We start from the raw sequence: 26,561 nt of genomic DNA, 5'->3' as shown, positions 1-26,561 counted from the left end.
AAATGTCAACTAATAAATTTAAATCGGCCCTATTAAAAACAGGAAAATACCTGGCAATAACTTTTGCTGTTATTCTGGGATTATTGTTTTTAACGCCGATTATTTTTGAAGATCAGATTAAAGATCAAATCAAAAAAACAGCGAATGAAAGACTAAGCGCCGAATTGAATTATTCTGATGTTTCTGTATCTTTTTTTCGTCATTTTCCTTCTTTGACATTAACTTTAAATGATTTACGCCTTAACGGTTCTGCTCCATACAAAGAAGAAAAATTTATTACCGCAAAGGAAGTTTCTTTTGGAATAAACGTTGCCAGTCTTGTTTTTGGACGATCGGTAAAGATTGATCAGATCTATTTATCTGATTCCTTTATCAATGTAAAAGTCAATAAAAACGGAGAAGCCAATTATAACATTTACAAATCTTCGGCGCAAGCCACAAAACCAAAAGACAGCTCAGATACTGCTTTAAAACTGGAGAGAATTGAAATCATCAACAGCAAAATAATTTATGACGATCAGTCTACAAAAGTTCATTTTGACGCATTTGGATTTAATTATTTAGGAAAAGGCGATTTAAACAAGTCTGTCTTTGATTTGTATTCCAAAGCAAAAGTTGAGAAACTAAATATTGTTTATGAAGATGAACCTTATTTAATGAATAAAAAAATTGATGCTGATTTGATTACAAAAGTAAACATCAACTCTTTATCTTTCTTTTTCCAGCAAAACAACTTAAAAATAAACCAGCTTGTAGTTGATTTCAAGGGAAATTTTAACTTCCTGAAAGATGGTTACAATATGGATTTAGCCGTAAAATCAGAAAACAGCGATTTGTATGATGTTTTCACGGCTTTTCCTCCAAAATACATTACCTGGCTTTCTAAAACAGAATTGAAAGGAAATACCAATTTACTTTTAACTGTAAAAGGAGATTATATTGCTTCTCAAAAAATTGCTCCGGATCTTAATCTGGATGTAAAAGTTGATAACGGTTCTGTAAATTACAACAAAAGTGCATTCCCGGTTTCGAATTTGAATGTAGAAGTAAAAACAAAAGTTCCGTCTTTAAATCCGGAACTTCTAATTATCGATGCCAAAAACTTATCCTTGAATATTGATAAGGATTATTTAAAATCCAAATTTTACATGGAAGGCTTAACTACGCCTACTATTAATGCGGATTTTAAAGCTAAAATAAATCTTCAAAAATTAAATAAGGCGTTAGGAATTCCGAATTTAGAATTGAAAGGAATGTTGATCGGAGATGTAACAGCAAACGGAAAATTTGATCAGAAAAAGAAACTTTTCCCGGTTACAAAAGGAAATATTGATCTGGAAAACGGATATATCAAAACACAATATTACCCAAATGCTATTACGAATATCGTTGTAAAATCTAAAATCGAGAATCAAAAAGGAACTTTTCAGGATTTAAAAGTAAACCTAAAACCTGCCCAGTTTACCTTTGAAGGAAAACCTGTTTTTGTATCTGCAGATCTGAGCAATTTTGATGATTTAAATTATGATGTTAAAGCAAAAGGAGAATTGGACGTTAATAAAATCTACAAAGTCTTCTCTCAAAAAGGACTTGATTTAGATGGTTTTATAAAAGCTGATTTGGTTTTGAAAGGAAAACAGAGCGATGCCGAAAAAGGAAATTACAACAAACTTCACAATAAAGGAACGCTGGAACTTAGAAATATTGGAGTTGCATCAGAATATCTGCCTAAAAAGTTCATTATTAAAGAAGGTATTTTCAAAATCAATCAGGATAAAATGTCTTTTAATAACTTTTTGGCAGCTTACGGAGAATCAGATTTTAAGATGAACGGTTATTTGCAAAACGTTTTTAATTACGTAACCACAAAAACGGGCGTTTTAAAAGGTTCTTTTACAGTTTCGGCTCGCTATATTAATGTTGATGAATTCATGTCGAATACAAATGCAAATGCATCTGTAACAGAAACTAAAACCGAAACTACGACTCCAAAAAACGAAGCAAAACAAACGGGAGTTATTATAATTCCGGCCAATTTGAATTTACAGTTGATAGCAAATGCTCAAAAAGTATATTTTGATAAATTGATATTGCAAAATGCAACCGGAAATTTAAAAATGAATAAAGGTAAATTGAGCATGCAGAATACAGGTTTTAACCTAATTGGCTGTAATGTTGCCATGAATGGAAATTATCAGGCTGTAACGCCACAAAAAGCAAATTTTGACTATAGTATAAAAGCTTCTGATTTTGACATTAAAAGAGCTTATAACGAAGTGGAAGTGTTTAGAAAAATGGCCAGTGCTGCCGAAAAAGCACAAGGAATTGTATCGCTTGATTACCAGCTAAAAGGAAGATTAAACGGAAATATGGAACCCGTTTATCCATCACTTGTTGGCGGCGGAACCCTTGCGGTAAAAGACGTAAAAGTACGAGGATTGAAAATGTTCAATGCCGTAAGTAAACAAACAAGTTCTGAGGCAATGAAAAATCCTGATCTATCCAAAGTTGAAATAAAAACTACAATCAAAAATAATATTATGACTGTAGAACGTTTTAAATTTAAATTTGCAGGCTTTAGACCAAGAATTGAAGGAACTACCACCTTAGACGGAAAACTGAATTTAAAAATGCGCTTAGGATTACCTCCATTAGGTATTTTTGGAATTCCATTTACCGTTACTGGAACACAGAATAGTCCTAAAGTAAAAGTGGGCAGAAAAACTGAGGATTTGGAAGAAACTAAGGATACGGAATAGGTAAATTCCAAATTTTAAATTCCAAATTCAAAAAGACGCTTTATGTGTCATTTCGACGGAGGAGAAATCGCATCAGGAGAGCGACGTACTCTGTGTCTTCACTTTATGTGATTTCTCCTCCGTCGAAATGACAAAACAGGCAAAAAAAATTATAACTTAAACTGCATACAACATCCCTGTAACATACAAAATTCCTTTTGCCAATAACCACAACAGAACTGCCATTCCTAAAAATCCCCAAGCAGAAACTCTGTTCCTTTTCCAGCTAATAAAAAATGTTGGAATTTCCCAGTATTTTATAATGATATAAATACTGGTTCCTATTAGCGATGCCCAAATCATTTCTCCGGAGTGCATATAAAAACTATAAAACAGCGTCGAAGTGAGAAAAAGAACTGTAAATAATTGTAGATAATAGTAATTTTTATAATTGTACTTAAAGTTATCTTTAATTGACAATATCAAAAACGAGACAATTAGCAAACTTGTCAGGGCAGTTATTACATAAGAAAACAGCGTATTATGTTGAACTATCAGGAAAACATCAATTATTAAAGCTACAATGACACAAGTAGCAAGAGAATCAATACTTCTTTCCATACTATCATCTTTAAAAGGAATCAGAATTGGAGAAATATATCTTTCTAAGATACGCCAAAAAGGCAAAGCACAAATAGCAGCCATACCAGATACAACAATCTCATAATTGTACAATGTGTCTCCGGGAACTTTATATAATACATATAAAAGCGCTACTGTAACAATAACAGCAGGAAGACAAATTGTTTTTACGGTTTGCCATTGATTCCTTCCCCAGAAATCATCCCTTATTTGAAAAATATACTTTTCAACTAAATATTTCTGAGTAATAATAGCTGTTGACTGACTCCACAACAAAAACAATCCGAGGTGAATTACGACCGTACGCAGCGTCATTTCTTCTATAAGACATCCCCAAACAACACACACAATACCTATTAATAATAATTCGTAGGTTAATAAAATTGCCGAAAATAAAAGCCTGAATAACGGTGCAAACTGTTTGATAAGAATACCTATTAGTAGATTCCAGTAATTGCGTAATAAACCAATTAGGGCGCAAATTGCAATAAAGGCTGCCAGATATAACATCCAATTGGTAAGCGATTGCGTCTGCATCCAAATTTGAACTGCAGAATCTTTTACAGGAGTATAAACGACATGAGAGTTATTGTAAATTTCATTTGCCAGTTGATTTCTTACAGTCTCACTGATTGCAGGAAATTTATTTTTATGATGCTGCCAATAGGTGTTTGCATCAGAACTGCTTTTTTGCAGAACAGCAAATTCATATAAAATCTTTTTTTGAGAATCATTTAAAGACACGATTTGTTCAGTAGGATGAACTTCTTTTGCGAACAGGCTTGTACAGAAAAGAAATAAAAGAAAAACTATTTTTTTCAAAATTTGGTGGTTTAGTCCAGCCAAAAATACAAATAATACAATGGAAAAATTTAAAAATTAAAATTCCAAATTCCAATATAAAAAGATCTTCTGTGGATTGATCCAAAACCTGTTTCTGTGTTAATTTTCACTAAGGAAAACCACATCACGCTGATTATATGTCACTTTTTATAATAAAACGACAAAATTTACCGTTTTATATAATTATATATACGCCGATAGTCAATTTCAATTTACACGAAACAAAAAACCCGCTCTTTTCAGAACGGGTTTTTTAAATAAGTTAATCTTTATGATTATGCTTCGAATGGAAGGATAGATACATAAGATTTGTTATCTTTTTTCTTTTGGAACTTAACAACTCCAGCTACTCTTGCGTGTAGTGTGTGATCTTTACTGATGTAAACGTTTTCACCTGGATTATGTTTTGAACCTCTTTGTCTAACGATGATGTTCCCAGCAATAGCAGCTTGACCACCAAAAATCTTAACGCCTAAACGTTTTGATTCTGATTCTCTACCATTCTTCGAACTACCGACACCTTTCTTGTGAGCCATGACGTATGAGTTTAAATATTGTTATTATTCTTTAGTAGCTTCTTTTTTTGCTTTTGGAGCTGCTGCTTTTTTTGCTTTTGGAGCTGCTTCAACTTCAGTAGCCGGAGCATCTTCTGCTACAACTGCTTTTTTAGCTGCTGCTTTTTTAGTTCCACCTGCTGCAGTAATACCTTCAATTACAATTTGAGTAAGATATTGTCTGTGACCATTTCTCTTTTTGTATCCTTTTCTTCTTTTCTTTTTGAAAACGATAACTTTATCTCCTTTTAAGTGTTGTAACACTTTAGCTTCTACTGAAGCACCTTCTATAGCTGGGGCGCCTAAAGTGATGCTACCATTGTCGTCTAATAAAAGAACTTTGTCAAAAGAAATTTTTGAACCTTCTTCGTTAGCTAAACGGTGAACATAAACCTTTAAGTCTTTGCTTACTTTAAATTGTTGCCCTGCTATCTCTACGATTGCATACATACCAAATTGATTTATTGATTTTTAAGGTTGCAAATATACAATTAATAATTTACTGTGCAATTTCTTATTTCAAAAATATTTATTTGTGTTTAAAGTCTGTTTTTCAGGGCGTTTTACAGCTTTTAAAAACGTATCTTGCTGTATAATACTGTTAAAGTACCATCAAAATTATAGCTAATATTCAAATCATCACTAAAAAAACTTATTTTTGATGTAACTATAATTACCCCTTGACTACCTACTATAATATTTAGGTATTAAAATTATTAATCTTTATGAAAAATTCGATAATGATGTTAAGTGCTGCATTAATGCTTGGCGGAGTAGCTCATGCTCAAAAAGTAGCTTTTGAAGAATACAATTTAGACAACGGAATGCATGTTATTCTGCACAACGACCCTTCGGCACCAGTTGTCGTAACCTCTGTTATGTATCACGTAGGGTCAAAAGACGAACGCCCGGATCGTACAGGTTTTGCACATTTCTTTGAGCATTTATTATTTGAAGGAACTCAAAATATTAAACGTGGCGAATGGATGAAAATCGTTACCGCAAATGGTGGTGTAAACAACGCCAATACTTCTGACGACAGAACTTATTATTATGAAGTTTTTCCATCAAATAGTTTAGAATTGGGTTTATGGATGGAATCTGAAAGACTGATGCATCCCATTATCAATAAAATTGGGGTTGATACTCAAAATGAAGTCGTAAAAGAAGAAAAGAGAATGCGTTACGACAATCAGCCTTACGGAAATATTTTGCCTGAGGTTAAAAAGAATATGTTCAAAAATCATCCTTATCGCTGGACAACTATCGGCTCAATGAAAGATCTTGATGCTGCCACTCTGGAAGAATTTCAGGCTTTTAATAAAAAATTCTATACTCCAAACAATGCGGTTTTAGTTGTTGCCGGTGACTTTGATAAAACAAAAACAAAAGAATGGATCCAGAAATATTTTGCTCCAATTCCGAGAGGCGAAGAGGTTAAAAAACAAACTTTTACCGAAGAACCAATTAATCAAACGATAAAAGCAACTTACGAAGATCCGAATATTCAGATTCCGATGATTGTTGCTTCGTACAGAACGCCATCTATGAAAACCAGAGATGCCAGAGTTTTAGACTTAATCTCTTCTTATTTAAGTGACGGAAAAAGTTCAAAACTTTACAAGAAAATAGTCGATGATAAAAAAATGGCGCTTCAAATTGGTGCTGTTGGTTTTAGCCAGGAAGATTACGGAATGTACATTTTATACGGATTACCAATGCAGCCTTATACAACCGCAGATATTTTGAAAGAAATGGACGAAGAGATTGTAAAAATTCAAACCGATTTGATTTCTGAGAAAGACTATCAAAAACTACAAAACAAATTCGACAACAATTTTGTAAACGCAAATGCAAGTGTTGAAGGAATTGCAGAGAATTTAGCTTCTTATTATTTACTTTATGGAGATGTAAATCTTATCAATACCGAAATCGACCTCTACCATTCTATCACAAGAGAAGAAATAAGAGACGTTGCTAAAAAGTATTTAAACCCTAATCAGCGTTTAATTTTAGATTATGTTCCTTCAAAAAAAGTTGAAAATTAAGAGTCTCGAATCATGAAAAAAATACATACAATTTTAATCCTTTTATTCCTAACAGGAATTATGCAAGCACAAGATCGTCCACAACCAAAACCAGGCAATTCGCCAGTAGTCAACATCAAAAAACCACAAACTTTTGTTTTGGCAAACGGCATGAAAGTTTTGGTAGTTGAAAATCATAAATTACCAAGAGTGAGTTTTAATCTTACGCTTGACAACGCTCCTTTTACAGAAGGAAATAAAAAAGGCGTTGACGAATTGACCAGCAGTTTAATTGGAAACGGAACCAAAAAAACAACGAAAGAAGCTTTTAATGAAGAAATCGACTTTTACGGAGCAAGCATCAATTTTACATCATCAGGTGCTTATGCCAGTTCACTTTCTAAATATTCAGGCCGTGTTTTAGAACTTTTGGCCGAAGGTGCTTTACAGCCAAATTTTACTCAGGAAGAATTTGATAAAGAAAAAGCAAAATTATTAGAAGGGCTTAAAGCCGATGAAAAAAGCGTTCCAGCAATTGCAAATCGTGTTGTAGATGTTTTGGCTTTTGGGAAAAACCATCCAGCGGGAGAATTTATATCTGAAGAAACTTTAAAAAATGTTACTCTTGCAGATGTTCAGGCCAATTATGCTACTTATTTTGTACCTGAAAATGCTTATTTGGTCGTAATTGGAGATATTAAATTCAAAGAAACAAAAGCAGCGGTAGAAAAACTTTTTGGCGGATGGAAAAAACAAAACGCTCCAAAAAATGCGTATGCTGATCCGCAAAATGTATCAAAACTTCAAATTGATTTTGTTGATGTTCCAAACGCAGTTCAGTCTGAAATTTCATTGGTAAATACGGTGAATTTAAAAATGAACGATCCTGATTTTTTCCCTGCAGTAATTGCAAATCAAATTCTTGGAGGCGATTTCAACAGTTATCTGAATATGAATCTGCGTGAACAACACGCGTGGACATACGGTGCAAACTCCAACATTGGAAGCGGAAAATATGTAACAAAATTCAAAGCCACATCGGCAGTAAGAAATGCTGTTACAGATAGCGCTGTAGTAGAATTTGTAAAAGAAATTAAAAAAATCAGAACTGAAAAAGTTTCTGATGATGTGTTGAAAAATGTAAAAGCAGGCTATATCGGAAGATTTGTAATGCAGGTTGAAAAACCGCAGGCTGTTGCGCGATATGCTTTAAACATTGAAACAGAAAAACTTCCGGCAGATTTCTACGAAAAATACATTCAGACTATTAATAATGTTACTCCGGATGATATTTATCGTGTTGCCAATAAATATTTCCCAATTGATAACATGCGAATTGTTATTGTTGGAAAAGGCTCTGAAGTACTTGGCGGTTTAGAAAAACTTCAGATTCCGATTTACTATTTTGACAAATACGGAAATCCTGTTGAAAAACCGGTTACTAAAAAAGAAGCTCCAGCTGGAATTACAGCCAAAACAGTTTTTGACAACTATATTAAAGCAATTGGTGGTGAAAAAGCAGTTTCTGCAGCAAAAACCCTTGCTATGAAAGGCTCTACAACCATTCCGCAAGCACCGACTCCTTTGACTTTTGTATCAAAATTAGATTCAAAAGGAAAAATGATGGTGTCGCTTTCTATGGGAACTATGGCTTTGATGAAACAAGTTGTAAACGACAAAGGCGCATATGTTGAGCAACAAGGACAACGTAAAAACCTTGAAGGCGCTGATTTAGCCGAAATGAAAGCAAACGCAGCTCCTTTTGAAGAATTACAATTAAGTAAAAGAACTGATTTGACCGTAAGCGGAATTGAGCAAATAAACGGCAATGATGCTTATTCTATAAAAGATGGGAAAACAATTTATTTCTACGATGTAAAATCAGGATTAAAAGTTGCCGAAACCAAAATAAAAGAACAAAGCGGACAATCGACTACTCAAACAACTTATTTTAACGATTATAAAGAGGTGAAAGGCGTAAAAGTTCCTTTTAACCTGATACAAAATGCAGGTTTTGAATTAGATATTAAAATGTCTGAAATCAAGATAAATGAAGGCGTTTCTGAAGCAGATTTTTTGTAAGAAGGTTCAAAGGTACAGAGGTTCAGAGGAACAAAGGTTTTGAGTTACTAAGGTTTTGAGTTACTAAGGTTCTGAGTTGCTGAGATTCTAAGATTTTTACAAGCTTTGTCAAAGTTTTAAACTTTGACAAAGCTTTTTTTTTATCTACACTATTTCCGCTCATATTTGTCAGGCTGAGCGAAGTCGAAGCCCGTTCCAATTGTCGCGCCCTTCTCCCGAAACCTCGGGACGTTCAGGATGACATGCGCAAAAACAAAAAAGGCTGCCAATTACGACAGCCTTTCTTGTTTAATCATTCACATCTAAATAAGGATTTAGGATTTCAGCTAATTCATTCAACCAAAAAAAACCGTTTTCAAGATTTTTTTTATCAATTTCCAGAACTTCACATTCTCGCATTAAGCTTAACGAAAGCATGTAATTAACTTGCCGAATTGTTTTTGCCATGTTTTTTGGATCGACAGATTTGTTGAAAAAATCAAGTAATCTTGTTTCTTCTTCTTTTGATAAGGTGTTTGTATTCATAATTTGACGGTTAGAATAAAACCCGCATAGCTAAGATGTCCTACGCCGTCAAAGCGTTGCGGTTGTTTCCATTACCGCCACCATACTACACGGGCATTTTTTTTGATTTCCTATTATTGACGTTTAGGACTTCAAATATACTAAAAAAAGAACGAAAATAACTACAAAATATATTATCCCATTTAGATAAAGAAATATACAAATCTACCTACTCTAAAAGCTATTACAATGCTTGTTTATTGAATCATAGGAAGTTTGTCAGGCTCAGCGAATCTTTTTGTCAGGCTGAGCGGAGTCGAAGCCTCGTTCCAATTGGCGCGCCCTTCGACTCCGCTCAGGGTGACATGCGCTTAACTTCAATGAATAACAAACTACATCGAAAAACTTTGCAATCTTTACTTCTTAGCCGATAAATAAACTCCAATCAAAATAATAAAAGCACCAAAAAACTGAATTGGCGTTAGCATTTCATTATCTAATAATCCCCAGAAAAAAGCCACTATCGGAATTAAATATGTTACCGATGTTGCAAAAACAGGAGAAGACATTTGAATTAATTTAAAAAACAAAACATTCGCAATTCCGGTTCCTAAAACGCCCAAAATCATGACGAATAAAACAGAATGCTGTGTTGCTTCAAGATTTATTCTTTGCGTAAAATCGGTTGTGCTTAAAATAATTAAAGCAGGAATAAGAAGAACCGTAAAATTTCCGGTTGTAATGCTTAACGAATTTAAATCCGGCAAATATTTCTTGATTAGATTGACATTTATGGCGTAACAAATAGTTGCAATTACTACTAAAAGAACAAAGTAATAATTTTGTCCCGGATGTGCAGATGCGCCGCTTAAAACCAACAACAAACAGCCAACCAAACCAACAAAAACTCCTAAAACCTGACGTTTTTGAAATTGGATTCCAAAAGCAATAATCCCTAAAACTAATGTATTTAAAGGTGTAAGCGAATTTAAAATGGCTACGATGGAACTATCAACCTGAGTTTCGGCAATGGCAAAAAAGAAAGCCGGAATAAATGTCCCAAAAACTGATGTTAAAGCCACAAATTTCCATTGTCGACGGGAAATTTTCTTTAGACTTGAAAAACCTACGATAAGCAAAAATAAAGCAGCAAAAATAATTCGGAGTGAACCAACCTGAATTGCAGTTAAACCAACTAATCCTCTTTTAATTAGAATAAAAGAACTTCCCCATATTAGCGAAAGCAAGAATAAATAAAACCACTTTAATTGTTTTGCATCCATAAATAGTATTTTACTACAAATTTGTAATTATTTTATGAACTGACCTTCTGTTTTTTATTAATTTTGTAAACATCATTTAGCTAATTTAAAACATCGATATAATGAAATTCACAAAAATCATAACGGCATTAGCAATTTCAGGTTTAGTACTTGTAAGCTGTAAAAAAGAAGAAGATAAAAGTTTAGCCGTAATAAATGCTGAAAAAACAACGCCAAAAGAGCACAAAGCAATTGCTGCTGAAAATGTGCAAACAGCAAGTTTTAACATCGAAGGAATGACTTGTGCGGTTGGATGTGCAAAAACTATCGAACAGAAATTAACTGATCTGGATGGAGTTGAAAAAGCTACGGTTGATTTTGATAAAAAATTAGCAACGGTTACTTTCGACAAAACAGTTCAGACTCCGGAAACTTTAACGAAAGTTGTTCAGGAAACCGGAGACGGGAAAACATACAAGGTTTCGAATATTAAATCTTAAAAAATAAATTCCAATATTTTTTACATTCAAATTCCAACAATAATAGGGATTTAAGATTAAGATCAAAAAAAAATGAATCCAAATTGGATTCATTTTTTTTATTTCCATTTTAAGGTTTCCATCAACTGTCGCATATCATTTTTGATATAACTGGCTGCGGGCATAATAGAATCAAAATTGGGTTTAGCATAAAAATAAACCGATCCTGTTATAAAATGTTTTGTGCTGTCTGTTACGTAAAATTGCGAGTTTGTAGCAGCATTTCCGTCAACCTGGTAAAACATTCCGTAAACTTTTTTTTCAGGGTTTAAATACGGCTGTTCTAAAATATCATCGGCTTTTATTACATGCTCATAAGTTAATTTTTGAGCATCTTTAAGCAGTTTTTCAATATCACCATGTACCGGTTTGTAAGTTAAATAAATTGTGGCTTTCATTTTTGGATACGTAATCGCAAAACCACAGTCTTTTTCTCCTTTGATAATTGCAGCATCATTCATTTCAAATGTAAACGGACAATTGCCTTCAAAATTAGCATATTTGGCTTCCGGATAATCTAAACGTAAAAAACTTGCCGGTTTTGGCATTACATCATCTTTACAGCTTACCACCGTTAATGTTAGTAAAATTGTCGCTACCGAAATTATTCTTTTAAGCATTTTATTCTATTGTTACTTTTATTTGTTTTACGCGTTTTTTATCGACTGCTTCTATGGTAAAAACACAGTTTTCAAACGCTATTTTCTGATCTTTTTTAGGGAAATTACCCAGAATTTCAAGAATAAAACCAGCCAGTGTTTCGGCTTCGCCTTTGTGAGATTCAAAAATATCTTCGTTTACATCTACAATTCTGTAGAAATCTTTCATATTTATTTTCCCTTCAAAGAGGAAGTTTTTTTCATCTATTTGAGAATAATTCAAATTCTCATCATCAAATTCATCACTGATATCGCCTACGATTTCTTCAATAACATCTTCTAAAGAAACCAAACCTGATGTTCCGCCATATTCATCTACCACAATGGCCAAATGACTTTTAAGGCTTTGAAAATCCTTTAATAAATTGTCCAGTTTTTTATTCTCAGGAACAAAAAAAGGTTCTCTTAATAAAGAAGTCCAGTCAAACTCTTTTTTATCAATATGAGGCAATAAATCCTTAACGAACAAAACGCCTTCTATTTGGTCGATATTGTCTCTGTAAACCGGAATTCTTGAAAATCCCTTTTCGATTATTTTAGGATAAATTGCTGCAAATGTTTCTGAAATTTCCAATGCAAAAATATCAATCCTCGGACTCATAACTTGTTTTGTATCCGTATTTCCAAAAGAAACAATTCCTTCAAGAATTTTTTGTTCCTCGCTTGATGTTCCTTCAGAATCTGTAAGCTCTAAAGCCTGCGAAAGCTGATTTATCGAAAAATTATTCTTCTGTTTCCCTAATTTATTCTGCAAATATAAGGTAACGCTGCGCATAGGCAAGCTTATTGGCGATAGTAATTTATCTAAAAAAGAGATTGGATATGCTGCCCATTTTGCAAATTTTATATTGTTTCGACTGGCATACACTTTTGGTAAAACTTCTCCAAACAATAAAATCAAAGCGGTTACGAGAACAACTTCTAAAATAAATTTAAAAGCCGGCGAAACTACGCCTGAAAAAATATTTTGCCCGATAAAAGAAAACAAGATAACAACGCCGATATTAAAAAAATTATTGGCTACGAGTAATGTTGCTAAGAGTTTTTTGGGTTTGTCTAAAAGAGTAGAAATGATTTTTCCCTTTGAAGTATCTTCTTGTAAAGTGTCGTCGATGTCTTTTTGGGATAAAGAAAAAAGTGCTACTTCGGCACCTGAAACAATTGCCGATAAGAACAGCAAAATAAATATTCCGACAAAACCAATAATTAAATTGATGTCTAAATTAGCAAGAAAAAATAAACTGGGCTCCGGGTCCAAATTAAAAAAGATTAGTTAAACAATCAAAAAGGCAAATCATTTATGGGCAAGTCTTCGTTAGCCGCCTCAAAGTTAGTGTTTTTTGGGGATTCTGACTCGTGATTTTGTTTGTGATTTGCTACTTCTTTTTTAGTAGTCAGGAAAGTAAATTCTGTTACCTGAATTTCTGTTGTGTATTTAGTAGTTCCGTCTTCAGATTGCCATTGGCGTGATTTGATACGTCCCTCTATATAAATTTTATCTCCTTTTGAGAGATACTTTTCACAAATTTCCGCAGCTTTATTGCGTACAACTAGATTATGCCACTCTGTCGAAGTTATCTTTTCACTGGTCGTTTTATTAATATAAACTTCGTTTGTTGCCAACTGAAAACGTCCAATGCAGTTCCCTCCATCAAAATAATGCATCTTTACATCATCGCCTAAATGGCCAATGAGCATCACTTTATTTAATGTTCCGTTCATGGTTTTTTTGTGGTATTTATCCCAAAGATACATTTTTTTAGCAATTTATTTCCTGCTTTTCAATAAAATTATAAATCACAATCGGAAAAGGAAATGTTTTTAAACGAACTGCATCTAATCCATTTTCGATTATATCATTAATTTTAATTTTCCAGAACTGAATATGCAAATGCTGATGTGATAACTTATGAATAACAGTCGCGTGACTGCAGTCTTCTATTCCTAATATAGTATAGTTTGAAAACAAATCGTTTTGAACTGCTTTTGAAACAAAATCAAAGTCTGCAATTTCAGTTGTTTCCAGAAGCGGAAACTCATATAAATTATACCAGATTCCTTTTGCGGTTCTTTTCTGAATTAAAGTATTTCCCAAAACATCTTCTAAAATCAAATAATTAAAAAAGCGATTGGTTACTTTTAGCTTTTTAGATTTTACAGGCAAAACATCCACTTTCTTTTTTTGCAATGCCAGGCAACTATCCGCAAAAACACAAACACCACAATCAGGACTTTTAGGTACGCATTGCAAAGCACCAAACTCCATTATGGCCTGATTAAAAATGGCGGGATTGTCTTTTGGCATTAATTCGTATGCCAATGCTGTAAATTCTTTTTTGGTTGCCGGTAATGTAATATCTGATTCGATATCAAAATAGCGCGACAAAACCCTAAATACATTTCCGTCTACAACGGGAACGGGTTCATTATAAGAAAAAGAAGCAATTGCGGCGGCGGTATATTCACCAACACCTTTCAGTTTTAATAACTCTATATAAGAAGGAGGGAAAACGCCATTGAGTTCATTTGCTACATATTGAGCGGTTTTATGCAAATTTCGGGCACGAGAATAATAACCCAAACCCTGCCAAAGTTTCAAAACTTTCTCTTCATCGGCATTTGCGAGATCAAAGACCGTAGGAAATTCCTCTGAAAAAGAAAAAAAATAAGGAGTTCCCTGCGCAACTCTAGTCTGTTGCAACATTATTTCTGATAGCCAAATAAGGTACGGATTGGTCGTTTTTCGCCAAGGCAAATCACGCTTGTTTTGTAAATACCATTTTATCAATATGTTAGAAAAATTCATCGTAAAATACTTAGAATACAAAAGTAAATGTTTATGTAATTAAAATTTAACGAATTAGCTTGATTAATTATTTTTTTAATTCCTATATTTGCAAACTCAAAAAAATAGTACATCATTTATAAATAAAATAGGAAAGAAAATGACGAAAGCAGATATCGTAGCGAAAATTTCAGAGAAACTAGGTCTTGAAAAAGGAGATGTTCAAGCAACAGTAGAAACTTTTATGGAAGAAGTTAAAATTTCATTAGAAACTGGTGACAATGTTTACCTAAGAGGTTTCGGAAGTTTTATCGTAAAAACCAGAGCTGAAAAAACAGGAAGAAACATCTCTAAAAACACCACTATCAAAATTCCTGCGCACAACATTCCTGCGTTCAAACCTGCAAAAGTATTTGTAGAGGGAGTAAAAACGAACAACGAAGCAAAATAATACTATTAATTAATTATAAAATCGACACGATATGCCAAGTGGTAAAAAAAGAAAGAGACATAAGGTAGCTACTCACAAAAGAAAGAAAAGAGCGAGAGCTAACCGTCACAAAAAGAAAAAGTAGTTTTAAACTACTTTTTTCTTTTTAAAAGTTCATTGAAATTGGAATTTAGTCTCAGTAACAAGTCACAGTCTGCAGCTTAAAACTGCTAACCGCAAACTGAAAACTGCTAACTAAAATTCCCCCGGGTTCAATACCTGTTAAAAATATTGTTTAATCCATCTGTAGATAAGATTTTAGATTTTGGATTTTAGATTTTAGATTTTTATAATCTATGTTCTTTTCTCTATAATTCTATTTTCTGAAAAAACAGATAAAAATTTACAGTGTGAATAAAGAATTAATCATTAGATCTAGTTCTGAAGCCGTAGATTTTGCCTTATTAAAAGATGGAAAACTAATTGAATTACATAAAGAAGAAGAGAAAAGCAATTTTCAGGTTGGCGATATTTTTATTGCCAAAATAAGAAAACCAGTTGCCGGACTTAATGCTGCTTTTGTAAATGTAGGCTTCGAAAAAGATGCCTTTTTACATTATCATGATTTAGGACCTAACTTAGCTTCTCAATTGAAATTCATAAAACTTGTAAGCGCAGGTAAATTAAAAGATTTCTCCCTAAAAACCTTTCAGTTTGAAAAAGAGATTGACAAAGATGGCATCATTACTGATATTTTAAGTGCCAATCAATCTGTTTTAGTTCAAGTTGTTAAAGAACCTATATCTACCAAAGGTCCAAGAATAAGCGCTGAGCTTTCATTGGCAGGAAGATTTATTGTTCTCGTTCCGTTTTCTGACCGCGTTTCTATTTCTCAAAAAATAGAAGACAAAAAGGAAAAGGATCGTCTAAAAAAACTTGTTCTATCTATCAAACCAAAAGGATTTGGTGTTATTGTTCGTACAGTAGCCGAAGGCAAAAACGTAGCCGAATTAGAAAAAGATTTGCAGAACCTGCTTGCCAGATGGACTGCAATGTGTAAAAAATTACCAACTGCTCATCATCCATCAAAAGTATTAGGAGAACTTAACAGAGCTTCTTCGATATTAAGAGATGTTTTCAACGATACCTTTAGCGGTATCCAAATAGATGATGAAGAGTTGTACCATCAAACGAAGGAATATCTGCAAGAGATTGCACCTTCAAAACAATCGATTGTTAAGTTTTATCAATCAAATGACACTCCGATTTTTGAGAAATACAATATAGAGAGACAAATCAAAACTTCATTTGGAAGAACGGTTTCGATGAGCAAAGGCGCTTATCTTATTATCGAACATACTGAAGCTCTTCACGTTATAGACGTAAATAGCGGAAACCGTTCGAATAAGGCGACTAATCAGGAAGATACTGCCATGGAAGTAAATATGATTGCAGCCGCTGAAATTGCCAGACAACTTCGTTTGCGTGATATGGGCGGAATAATCGTAGTAGATTTTATCGATATGTCTAATCCTGAAAACAGGAAAGTCTTGTTCGACTTCTTGCGAGAAGAAATGAGCGACGATAAAGCAAAACATAAAATCTTACCGCCGAGTAAATTTGGCTTAGTTCAAATTACAAGACAACGTGTAAGACCAGAAGTTAATATTAAAACTAGAGAAGAAGATCCAAACAATGAACATGGCGAAATTGAAGCGCCAATTTTAATCATTGATAAAATCGCATCTGATTTAGACAGAATTTTAAAAATCCACAATAAAGTAGTACTTAATGTACATCCGTTTGTGGCTGCATACCTCAGTAAAGGTTTTCCATCATTACGTTCAAAATGGTTTTTTGAACATAAAAAATGGGTGAAAATCATACCTCGTGACGCTTACACGTACTTAGAATATCATTTCTACGACAAAAAAGGAAATGTTATCAAAGAATAAAACAAGAAACCGCCTCTCGAAAGACTGGCGGTTTTTTTGTGACTTTTTTTTATTTTTTTTAGCCACGAATTCACGAATGATAATGAATTTAATTCGTGAATTAGTGGCATTTTTTAGGAGCAATTTCCAGCTATCCGTTTCAATCTTTTATTTTTTAAAGAAAAAAACAAAAGGATTTCCACTTCTATCTGGGCTAGGCACTTGTTTTCAAAACAAATTTCATCGTGATCGCAGTCAAAGGCTTTTAAGTACAAAAGGGCTTCGACTCCGCTCAGCCTGACAAATATTATCATTCTTCGAATTTCTGTTTTCTTCAAAAATTTAAAACATTCAAAGAATATAAAACGGTTTCAAATTTGGAATTTGGTCCGAGACTTCGGGATTAAAAAATTGGAATTTCTTTTTTAAATTTATTCCCTTATAATTTCTACTTTTCTTCTAATCTCATTTCCAAACTCATCAACAACGGTAATATAATGAAAACCCGCAGTCATTAAAATTGGTTTTTCGTGAAAAACTTTTGTTTCGCCTTTGTAAACATTGTCTACGTACCAAAACAGTTTATTTTCTCTTTGCGAATACGCGACTTTAAAAATAACCGGCTGTATTTCACTATTAAAATCCTTTGTGAGATAGATTTTACTGTTTGCTTTTGGATAAATAAAATCCATTGAAGCCGTTTGTGCTCCAATACAATTTTCCCGAAAAGGCGGCAATGGCAAATATTCAATATGTTTTCCTTTGTAATACCACGCCATAACCGGAGGCAAAACAAACCAATCTTTTACCACTATATTTTCGACGTTTTCGCAACTGCTGTTGACCTGAAATTGTTCACTTTTATCTAAATGAACCGTTTTATGATACGGACAAATAGCTGTTGTTTTTCCCTTTTTGGTTACCCATTGTTTCAACTTGGGGCAGCCTTCTTTTGCCAGATAACCGCTTAATTTGCAAACTTCTACCTCATCTAAATCAGCATACGGAGTTTCGAACCATCTTTGTCTTGGCAATAAATTAAAAACGTCAAACAAAATTGGAGCGGCACTTGTCACACCTGTTAATGTTGGTCTTCCCTCGCCTGTTGCATTTCCTACCCAAACTCCAACAACATATCTTGAATTTGTTCCGATGGCCCAGGCATCTCTGTTTCCAAAGCTGGTTCCGGTTTTCCACGCAATTTTTAACGAGCTGTCATAAAATTTCCAGGCTTCATCACCTTCCGGCCTGTTTACTTCTTCCATTGCGTTATACGTAAGCCAAATGGAACCGGCACCTAAAATATTCTTTTGATTACTTTCTTCACCAAAATCAGCCTGAAAATCATTCTCATAATTTAGCTCTGAAAATTCTTCAGTTCTGTATTTTCCGTGGCTTTTATTAAAATAATTGACGGTCGAAGATAAGTTTGCGTACGAACGGCATAAATCCCATAAATTACTTTCGGCACCGCCAAGAATAAGCGATAATCCGTAATGATCCGGTGTTTTATTGATATCTCTTAATTTAAACTTTTGCAATTCTTCATAAAATTTATTTACACCAAATTCCTGCAGCATTAAAACTGCCGGAATATTTAACGAACGCGACAAAGCTCTATGTGCCGGCACAGCGCCATCAAATGTCAGGTTAAAATTCTCAGGTGTATATCCCGCAATTTGAGTGGGAACATCTGCTACCAAAGTATTAGGCAAAAGTTCGCCATCATCAAGCATTGCAGCGTACAATAAAGGTTTTAAAATACTTCCGGTACTTCTTGGCGCATCAATAATATCAACATCTTTTTGATGGTCTTTATCTGTTGGAGAATTGCCAACATAACTTATTACATTTCTGTTTTTGACATCAATAACCAAAATCGCCAGATTATTGACTTCGTTTTGTTTGTATTGATTGTAATAATATTTCGCAATTTGATTAACCCTGTTTTGTAAAGCAAAATCAACAGTTGTTTTTACTTTTGTTCCTTCCTGATTTTTGGCTACACGCTGTAATAAATGAGGTGCAATTTGAGGCAAATCATACGGTTTTCCGGGCAAAGGTTCGTCAAGAGATAATTCATAGGTTTGTTTGTCAATTATACCTTCCTGATTTAATTTTAAAAGAAGTCTGTTTCTTTTTTCTAATAATTTGATCTGATTTTTTCCCGGATAAATTAAACTTGGTGCATTTGGCAAAACGGCAAGAGTCGCACTTTCTGCCCAGGACAATTGAGTTGATCTTAACCCGAAATAACGCCAGGAAGCCATTTCTAGTCCAACTACATTTCCGCCAAATGGCGCGTGAGCTGCATATAAGTCTAAAATTTCATCTTTAGAATAACCCAGTTCCAATCGTGTTGCGAGAATAAGTTCAATAATTTTTTCAAAATAAGTTCTTCCTTTTCCTTTTCTGGATAATCGAATTACTTGCTGTGTCAGCGTACTTCCACCGCGAACTACTTTTCCGGCTTTTCGGTTTTGTTTGATGGCATTGACCATTGCAACAGGATTAAAACCCGGATGTTTGTAGAAATATTCATCTTCAAAATAAACGATGCATTTTTTAAATTTATCCGGAACGCTGTCTTCTTCCGGAAATCTCCATTGTCCGTCGCGAGCGATTTTTGCGCCTAATAATTCACCTTCTTTACTTTCGATCACAGTAGAATAAGGTTCCTGAAATAACGTTCGTGGCAACGAGAAATAATAAATCAGCAAGAGTAAAAACACAATTGCTGATTTTATTTTATTCCTTTTTATCCAATTTGTAATGCGTTGTAGAAACGCTATTAATTTCTTTTTCAAAGCTTTTAATTTTAGCCCACGGTTTTTACGGATTAAACGGATTTTCGCAGATTATTTTTTAACTCAAATCTAAAAAAAACTATAAACCAGTGTAAACCGTAAAACCCGTGGGCTATTTTTTACTTCACAACCTCAACCCAAAATCCTTTTGTTCTTGCTAAGAATGTATTATCGTACATCGCTTCACATTGCAATCCCGGTAAGTAGTAATTTCCTAAATAGGAAGCATTTAGCAGAATTCTAAACACTTTTGTTTCTCCGGATTTCATTCCAAAATAGAAATTTGTTCTGTCATCGCGAATATCAATATAATCTGCAACATTATTGGTTGCGTCACCATAATCTGTAAAACGGGTATTTACGATTTCGAATCCGGAAGGAAGGATTTGTGACAACGCCACATTTTCTACATGTTCATTTCTCTGATTTCTAACCGTAACCTCAGCAATAAATTCTGTTCCCTGAGTGATTCTCGAGACATCGATTGTTCCACCTTTTCTGTTTTTGAAAACTATGGCAGCCGAAACATCGTTTTGAACTACATTTTCCTGTCCAATTGGCAAAATTCCGGTATTTAGAACGCGAACATAAATGGTGTTCTTTTTATTATTTTTTAAAGTAATACTATTGGAGCCCGTTTTAACGACCAAACTTCTGTCTGCAACTGTTTTGGATGTTTTTACAATTTGAGATTTTCCGTCTTTACTAAACTGAATATCAATTCCTTTAGGACCGTTATTTGCTGCAAATTTAGACATCGCATACAAACAATAAGCAGTAGTTTGCGTGCTCATCCATTGGTCGCTTGCCATATTTTTAGCCAGTTTTACAGCCATTGCAAAAGCTTTTTCTTTTTGACCTAACAACAACATCGTTTCCAAAGCCATCGCTCTGTTTCTTGAGCTGGAACCATAATAGTAGTAATTATAATCATTGGTTTCATCTTCAATTTTACTTTGCAAAAATAAATTCTGGCTTGCTGATTTTTGTCCAGCCAAAACATAAGACGCTGCCAATCGCAATTTACTTTCGTTAGAAATTCCTTTTGTTTCGCGCAGTCTGTTCATCGAAGACAAATCTGCAGAACCTGCCAAAGCCAATGTGTATAAACGATAAGCCTGCGTCAAATCATTTCCGTAACGAGGTTCAAATCGCCATTGTTTGGCTTCTTTTTGTTGGTATGAAAGCCATTTTGATTTGAAATTAATTGGCAAAACATACCCTTTTTTCTCTGCTTCAATCATAAAATGTCCGGCGTATGAAGTTCCCCAATCGTCTGCAAGTGTGTTTCCCTGCCAATAAGAAAGTCCGCCATTTGGCAATTGAAAACCCCCTAATCGATTTATTCCCGCGGTAACATTTTTCTGAATTAACTGCTGACGCGTTGCATCAATATCAGCAACTTCATTTAAGAATAACTGCGGAAATACTGATGAAGTCGTCTGCTCAACACAACCGTGCGGATATTGAATAAGAAACTGTAATCTTCCGTTTAAATTGATGGTTGGCATTGATGAAACTTCCAGTTTTGCTTTATTGCTTCCGGAAACCCCAAATGTTTTCCAGTTAATCGTGGCAGAAATATTCGGTTTCAAAACCACATCTGTAAAAGTATTCGTTACCGGATTTGGATTCGTCATATCAATCTCAACATCATAAACCGATTTTTCACTTCCGGAAGTGGCTATAATTTGCACTTTTGCAATTCCGGTTAAACTACCAACGGCAAGATTAAAATAGGCCATTTTTTCGTCAGGTTGAGCAAATGTCAATCTTTGTGCAGTGCTGCCAATCACTTTCAATCCATTGCTGGTTTTTATCTGAACGTTTACATTTTTAATATTTTTTTCCATTGCAAAAACCGTAACCGGAATCGTTACTTTTTCTGATGGAGAAATTTTTCTTGGCAATGAAGCCAAAACCATCAACGGACTGCGAACAGGAGTTGCTTTCTCAACACTTCCGTAAGCGCTTGTATTGGCATCTGCCGCCACAACCATTGTTCGCACTGATCCAATATATTTTGGCAATTTTATCTGATGCGTTTTTGTTTGTCCTTTTTCTAATTTAAAAGGTCCCAGATAAACCACAATAGGTTTAAAACGATTGGCTTTTTTAGCTTTTCCGCCGCCTAAATCCTGATCTCCACCAATACTGAAAATCTGATTTACTTTTCCGCCATAAGCGCCAATAACATCATTGTAAACATCCCAGGTTTTTACGCCTAATGCTTCTCTTACATAAAAACTATCCCATGCATTTGGTGTTTTAAAACGGGTTAAATCCAGTAAACCTTCATCAACAATTGCAATTGTATAGGTCATTTCTTTTCCGGTTTGCTCGCTGACTTTTAGCGCATATGTCTGCTCTGGTTTTAGTACATCCGGCATTTCAATTTTTGGAGCAAGAATGGTGTTTTTGTCTACAACTTCAATCGGAACGATTCCGTACATTCTTATCGGAGAATCATTTTTGGTCGTAGCATGTGGCTGCAGTAGTGTTATATTAAAATAAACATTCGGAGCCATTTCTGCCGTTACCGGAACCTCAACTTTTGTTTCTCCTTTTTGAGTTTTTACCCAAAGTGTTTGCACCACTTTTGATCCGTTTTCGATAGAAACCAAAGCACGTCCACCTTCACTTGAAGGGAAAGAAATCTGTGCTTTTTCGCCTACGGCATATTTCTTTTTATCTGTAGAAAAAACAAGCATATTGGCTGTAGAAGCATCTGTATTTCTTGTTTTTCCGGACCAGATTGGCCAGTCGATATTTACGGTTAAAGCCGCTGCATGTCCGTCAACTTCATCAGAAACACGAATTAAATAACGTCCCCATTCTTCATCTGTTAATGCAAACTGAAAACTTCCTTTTCCGTTTGAATCTGTATTTACTTTAAAGGTTTTATAAGAAGTTGTTGCTTCTGATGAATTATAATTGGATAAATTATCACTCGATGCATCCCACCACCAGCGCCATTCTACTTTATAGACTTTTACTTCAAGATTTTTAACCGCTTTTGGCCTTCCGTTTTCATCAACAGTAACAACATCAAATCGGTTTGCTGTTCTTGTCTCAAGCATTCCGTATTTGTTTGGTTCCGGCGATTTTACTCCAACATAGGTTTTATATGGCGAATAAGTTGTCGAAATAACATCTGTACTAAAATCTCCGCCTTCTTCATACACTTTTGTAACGAATGCCGCTTTTAACATTCCCGGCGCCTGACCTTGTAATTTTGGATCTATATTTACAGATGCATGTCCGTTTGCATCTAATTTTCCGGAGAATACATTAATTTCTTCGGTACTAAACTGACGTACTAAATCATCAAAAACATACTTATCATAATTTTTGAAAGTAGTGCTTTGCTGCGAAAATTTAGCCTGCATTTCTACATTTAGATTCTTCGCAATTGCACCATGAAGCCATGTTACTTCGAGATTACTTGTATTAGAATGCGAAGAAGATAATATAGGACTTTTGAAACTATTCTTGATTTTTAAACGATTGGGTTTAATCGTTTCTATTTTGATGCTCTTATAATATTTTGCTCCACCCACGCTTACCATTGCTTCCCAATTTCCGGTTGGTGCATCAGGATCTGTAGGAACCGTAAAAGCGTAATGATTTAACTCGTTCGTTTTTTGAACGGTTTGATACGTCACTTTTCCGTTTGGATCTGTTAATCTGAATTTTATAGGATGTGCATTTGGAAGTTTATTTGCCACATCATTCAAAATAAAAGACAAATACAAATTATCCCCGGGACGCCAAACGCCACGTTCTCCATAAATATATCCTTTCAGTCCTTTTTGCAGAGTTTCGCCTGAAACATCAAAATTACTTACAGAAAGTGAATTACCATCATCAAGTTTTACATAAGTCGATTGATTTCCTAAAGTTACAATAGCAAAATAAGCAAATTTGTCTAATTTGAAAGAAGCAATTCCTTCGCTGCTTGTTGCTTCTGTCGCCAGTTTTTGCTGCTGAAAACTATACAAATCAACTCTTGCATTCGAAACCGGTTCTGTTGTAAGGATATTATTTACGGCAAAGAAATACGATTTGTTTTCGCCTCTTTTGGCAATTACACCCAAATCTGATGCTAAAATATTGGTTCCTATTTTTGCATTGTAATAATACGAACCTGTACACGGATCCTGGCTTTCTCTCCAGTCATAATCATCGTAGTAATAATCATCGTAAGAGTTTCCGCTATAGTTCACATCATTTTCATCGACTTCTTCTTCCTCTTCAGCCTGATTGTCATCACTTTCAGAAGTTTCGCATTTGTATAAAGAATACGCTTTTTTATACGAGAACTCAACTCTGTAAATTGCTCCGGGTTCCGGACTTATAATTTTGGATAAATCCAATGCAAAAGTGTTCCATTTACTTGGGTTTATTAAGCTGTTTTCTTTAAGATTAAGCGTGGTTTTTGCGACTGGCTGCGAAACTCTTTTGAGGTTTTGCGTTCCGTTTAATTCATTATTCTGAAGAAACTGCAGAATGTTGTTTTTATAAATTTTATAGACTTTTACATCAACAGAACTTAGATTTACTGCTTCAAAATTCAGTTTTAAATTGCTTGAACTTGGTAGAATTGTTCCGTTTTTGATGAAGCGAACATTTGGTTTTATCTGATCAAAAGATATTTTTTCAGAATAATTGCTTTTCATTTTCTGCCCATACTGGCTTTCTATTCCCTGGAAAACTTCCAATAATAATTCACCCGAAACTGCTGCTGCTTCCGGTTCTGATTCTTCTACAGCGTCTTCCTCTGCAACAACCGGTTCGGCAACTGCTGCGGTATCTACTGCAACGCTTGCAGAATCAATTACTGTAGTTGTAGAATCTACAGCCACAGCTTCTACTTCAACTTCATGCACAACTTCTTTAACAGGTTTTTGATTGCTGAAATACACTTTTAGAATATTTCCCTGAGTCGAAAATTTAAGATTACTGGTGTTTTGTATTGCAACTAAGCCTGCAAAATCCTGACCTTTTTCCAGAGGTTCAGAAAAATTGATTAAAACCTGCTGATTGTTTTCATCCGGAATATCAACTTTTACGATTTTGAAATCATTAATCGAAGTAATTGGAAAATCCATTTTTCCTTTCTGGTCAATGTCGAAATCATTTCCGTCGTAAGCAATTTCAAGATTACTTTCTGCATCAAAACGCTGAATATTATCAATTATAAATTTAAATTCTTTACCTGAAGCTGGTGATTCATTAAATTTGATGCTGACTTTATTTCCATTTTGAGATGCGGTAACCAGTTGCTTAGCGGTTTCTAAATCAATATCATCTGCTGTTTTCAGCACGCAATTCAGGTATTGAATCTCTTTACTTCGCGATTGAATGTCCAGTGTATTTACCGTAAAATCCTGTTTGATGGTTTTAACGGTAAAATTAAATTCAGACAGATCTTCTTTATCGTCTTCTGTCTTTTTAGGAAGTGTAATTAGTTTGTCTAAATGCAGCGTAACCTGATATTCAGTTCCTGCTTTCAGCTTTTTTTCCGGAATAAATGCGATTGTGTTACCTGAAAGTGCAACCACTTTTCCATCGACACTTGGGGAAATATCAAACAAATCGTTATCCAGAACTTCATTAACTTTCCATTCTTTTTTATCGAAAGCTAAAACGACGCGAATGTCCGACTGCGCTGAGACAATTCCGCCCGTAAAACTAGTTATATACTCTTTGAATAATGAAAAATCTGAATTGAAATCTGATTTTCTGCCGCAGGCCTGAAAAATAAAAAACACAAAAAATACGTACACTAATCCTCTTACTTTCACTTTGATATGGATTTAATTGTTACAAATACGAAATATAAATAAAGAACTTCACATTTCACGGTCTAAAACCATAACCTGTGAAATGTTAATTATAGTGTAGTAAATGTATATTATTTTTTGAAATGTTTTGGCAGGAAAAATCAGTTGTCTCAATTATTTTTTGAGAGTAAAAAACAACTGTTTATTTACGTCTCTCCACAAAAAAACGCTTCATTAAATCAGTCGCTTCATTGGCCATAATTCCGGAAACTACGGTTGTTTTAGGATGCAGTTTTGTTCCCATAACCATAAAACCGCGTTGCTCGTCACGGGCGCCAAAAACGATTTTAGAAATCTGACTCCAATACAAAGCGCCGGCACACATTTGACAAGGTTCAAGTGTAACATATAAGGTGCAATCTTTAAGATATTTTCCGCCCAGAAAGTTTGCGGCTGCCGTTATAGATTGCATTTCGGCATGCGCTGTAACATCATTTAGTAACTCGGTGAGGTTATGACTTCTGGCAATTACTTTATCAGCGACAACAATGATGGCGCCAACAGGAATTTCACCTTTTTCAAAGGCCATTTCAGCTTCCTGCAAAGCTTTTTTCATGAAGTATTCGTCGGTGAAAGGATTTATCATAATTGCAAAAGTACGTTTTTGGAATAATTTTGCCTTAATTAAAATTGAGAAAACTTCAATAAGATCTTAATTGTATTTATAGTTCAGAGTCATTAAATAAAATTAATCGCCTCAAATAAGTCGATTTTTTGAGGCGATTAATATAAATAATTGCCTCATCCTTTATAAAATTATTTTGTTGAAGATTTTCGTATGGTTTTTTTATTACATTTAAATCCTGATATTCAAAAATGGAAAGAAAACACAAAATAACGATTCCTGAACCTTGCCACGAAAACTGGAACAAAATGACTCCGAAAGACAATTGAAGATTTTGTTTGAGC

18 protein-coding genes are annotated in these 26,561 nt (G+C 34.3%); 6 read left to right on the top strand and 12 right to left on the bottom strand.

Annotated elements, in window-relative coordinates:
- The first annotated feature begins 2 nt into the window (after positions 1-2).
- Positions 3-2,759 (top strand): hypothetical protein, encoded by a 2,757-nt coding sequence (locus tag AC3QL1_RS07750; RefSeq protein ID WP_492496537.1) that lies wholly within the window; start codon positions 3-5, stop codon positions 2,757-2,759.
- Between the two features lie 156 nt (positions 2,760-2,915).
- Here the strand turns inward: AC3QL1_RS07750 and AC3QL1_RS07745 are convergent, their stop codons facing one another.
- The 3 genes from AC3QL1_RS07745 to rplU all read right to left on the bottom strand — a co-directional run bounded on the left by AC3QL1_RS07745 (position 2,916) and on the right by rplU (position 5,227).
- Positions 2,916-4,202 carry a hypothetical protein gene (locus AC3QL1_RS07745; protein WP_492496535.1) on the bottom strand — a complete coding sequence of 429 codons (1,287 nt, stop codon included), beginning with the start codon at positions 4,200-4,202 and terminating at the stop codon, positions 2,916-2,918.
- Positions 4,203-4,498: 296 nt separating this feature from the next.
- Positions 4,499-4,759 (bottom strand): 50S ribosomal protein L27, encoded by a 261-nt coding sequence (gene rpmA, locus AC3QL1_RS07740; protein WP_017497241.1) that lies wholly within the window; start codon positions 4,757-4,759, stop codon positions 4,499-4,501.
- 24 nt (positions 4,760-4,783) lie between these two features.
- Positions 4,784-5,227: a 50S ribosomal protein L21 gene (gene rplU / locus AC3QL1_RS07735; RefSeq protein WP_492496532.1), complete on the bottom strand. Its 444-nt coding sequence runs from the start codon at positions 5,225-5,227 to the stop codon at positions 4,784-4,786.
- Between the two features lie 275 nt (positions 5,228-5,502).
- Here rplU and AC3QL1_RS07730 point away from each other — a divergent pair, with 275 nt between their 5' ends.
- Positions 5,503-6,825, top strand: a complete 1,323-nt coding sequence (locus tag AC3QL1_RS07730; RefSeq protein ID WP_492496531.1) for a M16 family metallopeptidase — start codon at positions 5,503-5,505, stop codon at positions 6,823-6,825.
- 12 nt (positions 6,826-6,837) lie between these two features.
- The gene (locus AC3QL1_RS07725; protein WP_492496529.1) at positions 6,838-8,886 is read left to right on the top strand and encodes an insulinase family protein; all 2,049 of its coding nucleotides are present in this window, start codon (positions 6,838-6,840) and stop codon (positions 8,884-8,886) included.
- A gap of 288 nt (positions 8,887-9,174) precedes the next feature.
- On the opposite strand, the gene AC3QL1_RS07720 is transcribed toward AC3QL1_RS07725, so the two are convergent.
- Positions 9,175-9,411: a hypothetical protein gene (locus AC3QL1_RS07720; protein ID WP_492496528.1), complete on the bottom strand. Its 237-nt coding sequence runs from the start codon at positions 9,409-9,411 to the stop codon at positions 9,175-9,177.
- Between the two features lie 395 nt (positions 9,412-9,806).
- Positions 9,807-10,673, bottom strand: a complete 867-nt coding sequence (locus AC3QL1_RS07715; protein ID WP_492496526.1) for a DMT family transporter — start codon at positions 10,671-10,673, stop codon at positions 9,807-9,809.
- A gap of 101 nt (positions 10,674-10,774) precedes the next feature.
- On the opposite strand from AC3QL1_RS07715, the gene AC3QL1_RS07710 reads away from it, so the two are divergent.
- A complete protein-coding gene (locus AC3QL1_RS07710) occupies positions 10,775-11,152 on the top strand; it encodes a heavy-metal-associated domain-containing protein (RefSeq protein WP_492496524.1) in 378 nt (125 codons plus the stop codon).
- A 98-nt stretch (positions 11,153-11,250) separates the two neighbouring features.
- On the opposite strand, the gene gldD is transcribed toward AC3QL1_RS07710, so the two are convergent.
- Genes gldD through mutY form a run of 4 tightly spaced genes read right to left on the bottom strand, consistent with a single transcriptional unit; the run spans position 11,251 to position 14,656 of the window.
- Positions 11,251-11,811: a gliding motility lipoprotein GldD gene (gene gldD / locus AC3QL1_RS07705; protein WP_492496522.1), complete on the bottom strand. Its 561-nt coding sequence runs from the start codon at positions 11,809-11,811 to the stop codon at positions 11,251-11,253.
- Position 11,812: 1 nt separating this feature from the next.
- Positions 11,813-13,108 (bottom strand): gliding motility-associated protein GldE, encoded by a 1,296-nt coding sequence (locus tag AC3QL1_RS07700; RefSeq protein WP_492496520.1) that lies wholly within the window; start codon positions 13,106-13,108, stop codon positions 11,813-11,815.
- A gap of 23 nt (positions 13,109-13,131) precedes the next feature.
- Positions 13,132-13,572 carry a single-stranded DNA-binding protein gene (locus AC3QL1_RS07695; protein ID WP_492497543.1) on the bottom strand — a complete coding sequence of 147 codons (441 nt, stop codon included), beginning with the start codon at positions 13,570-13,572 and terminating at the stop codon, positions 13,132-13,134.
- Between the two features lie 37 nt (positions 13,573-13,609).
- Entirely contained in the window at positions 13,610-14,656 is a 1,047-nt protein-coding gene (mutY, locus tag AC3QL1_RS07690; RefSeq protein WP_492496519.1) for an A/G-specific adenine glycosylase, read from the bottom strand.
- A gap of 139 nt (positions 14,657-14,795) precedes the next feature.
- Between mutY and AC3QL1_RS07685 the strand changes: the two genes are divergently transcribed.
- Together AC3QL1_RS07685 and AC3QL1_RS07680 are read left to right on the top strand one after the other, a co-directional pair.
- The gene (locus AC3QL1_RS07685) at positions 14,796-15,086 is read left to right on the top strand and encodes an HU family DNA-binding protein (protein ID WP_042566188.1); all 291 of its coding nucleotides are present in this window, start codon (positions 14,796-14,798) and stop codon (positions 15,084-15,086) included.
- A gap of 389 nt (positions 15,087-15,475) precedes the next feature.
- Positions 15,476-17,020 (top strand): Rne/Rng family ribonuclease, encoded by a 1,545-nt coding sequence (locus tag AC3QL1_RS07680; protein WP_492496517.1) that lies wholly within the window; start codon positions 15,476-15,478, stop codon positions 17,018-17,020.
- 410 nt (positions 17,021-17,430) lie between these two features.
- On the opposite strand, the gene pbpC is transcribed toward AC3QL1_RS07680, so the two are convergent.
- The 3 genes from pbpC to AC3QL1_RS07665 all read right to left on the bottom strand — a co-directional run bounded on the left by pbpC (position 17,431) and on the right by AC3QL1_RS07665 (position 26,238).
- The gene (gene pbpC, locus AC3QL1_RS07675) at positions 17,431-19,806 is read right to left on the bottom strand and encodes a penicillin-binding protein 1C (RefSeq protein WP_492496515.1); all 2,376 of its coding nucleotides are present in this window, start codon (positions 19,804-19,806) and stop codon (positions 17,431-17,433) included.
- A 119-nt stretch (positions 19,807-19,925) separates the two neighbouring features.
- Positions 19,926-25,613 carry an alpha-2-macroglobulin family protein gene (locus tag AC3QL1_RS07670; RefSeq protein WP_492496514.1) on the bottom strand — a complete coding sequence of 1,896 codons (5,688 nt, stop codon included), beginning with the start codon at positions 25,611-25,613 and terminating at the stop codon, positions 19,926-19,928.
- Positions 25,614-25,794: 181 nt separating this feature from the next.
- Complete coding sequence (locus AC3QL1_RS07665) at positions 25,795-26,238, bottom strand: nucleoside deaminase (protein WP_492496512.1); 444 nt, start codon at positions 26,236-26,238, stop codon at positions 25,795-25,797.
- Positions 26,239-26,561: the final 323 nt, after the last annotated feature.

The sequence above is a fragment of the Flavobacterium sp. GW823-FHT04A11 genome (genome assembly GCF_058796535.1).
This window is presented reverse-complemented; position numbering and strand designations above follow the sequence as displayed.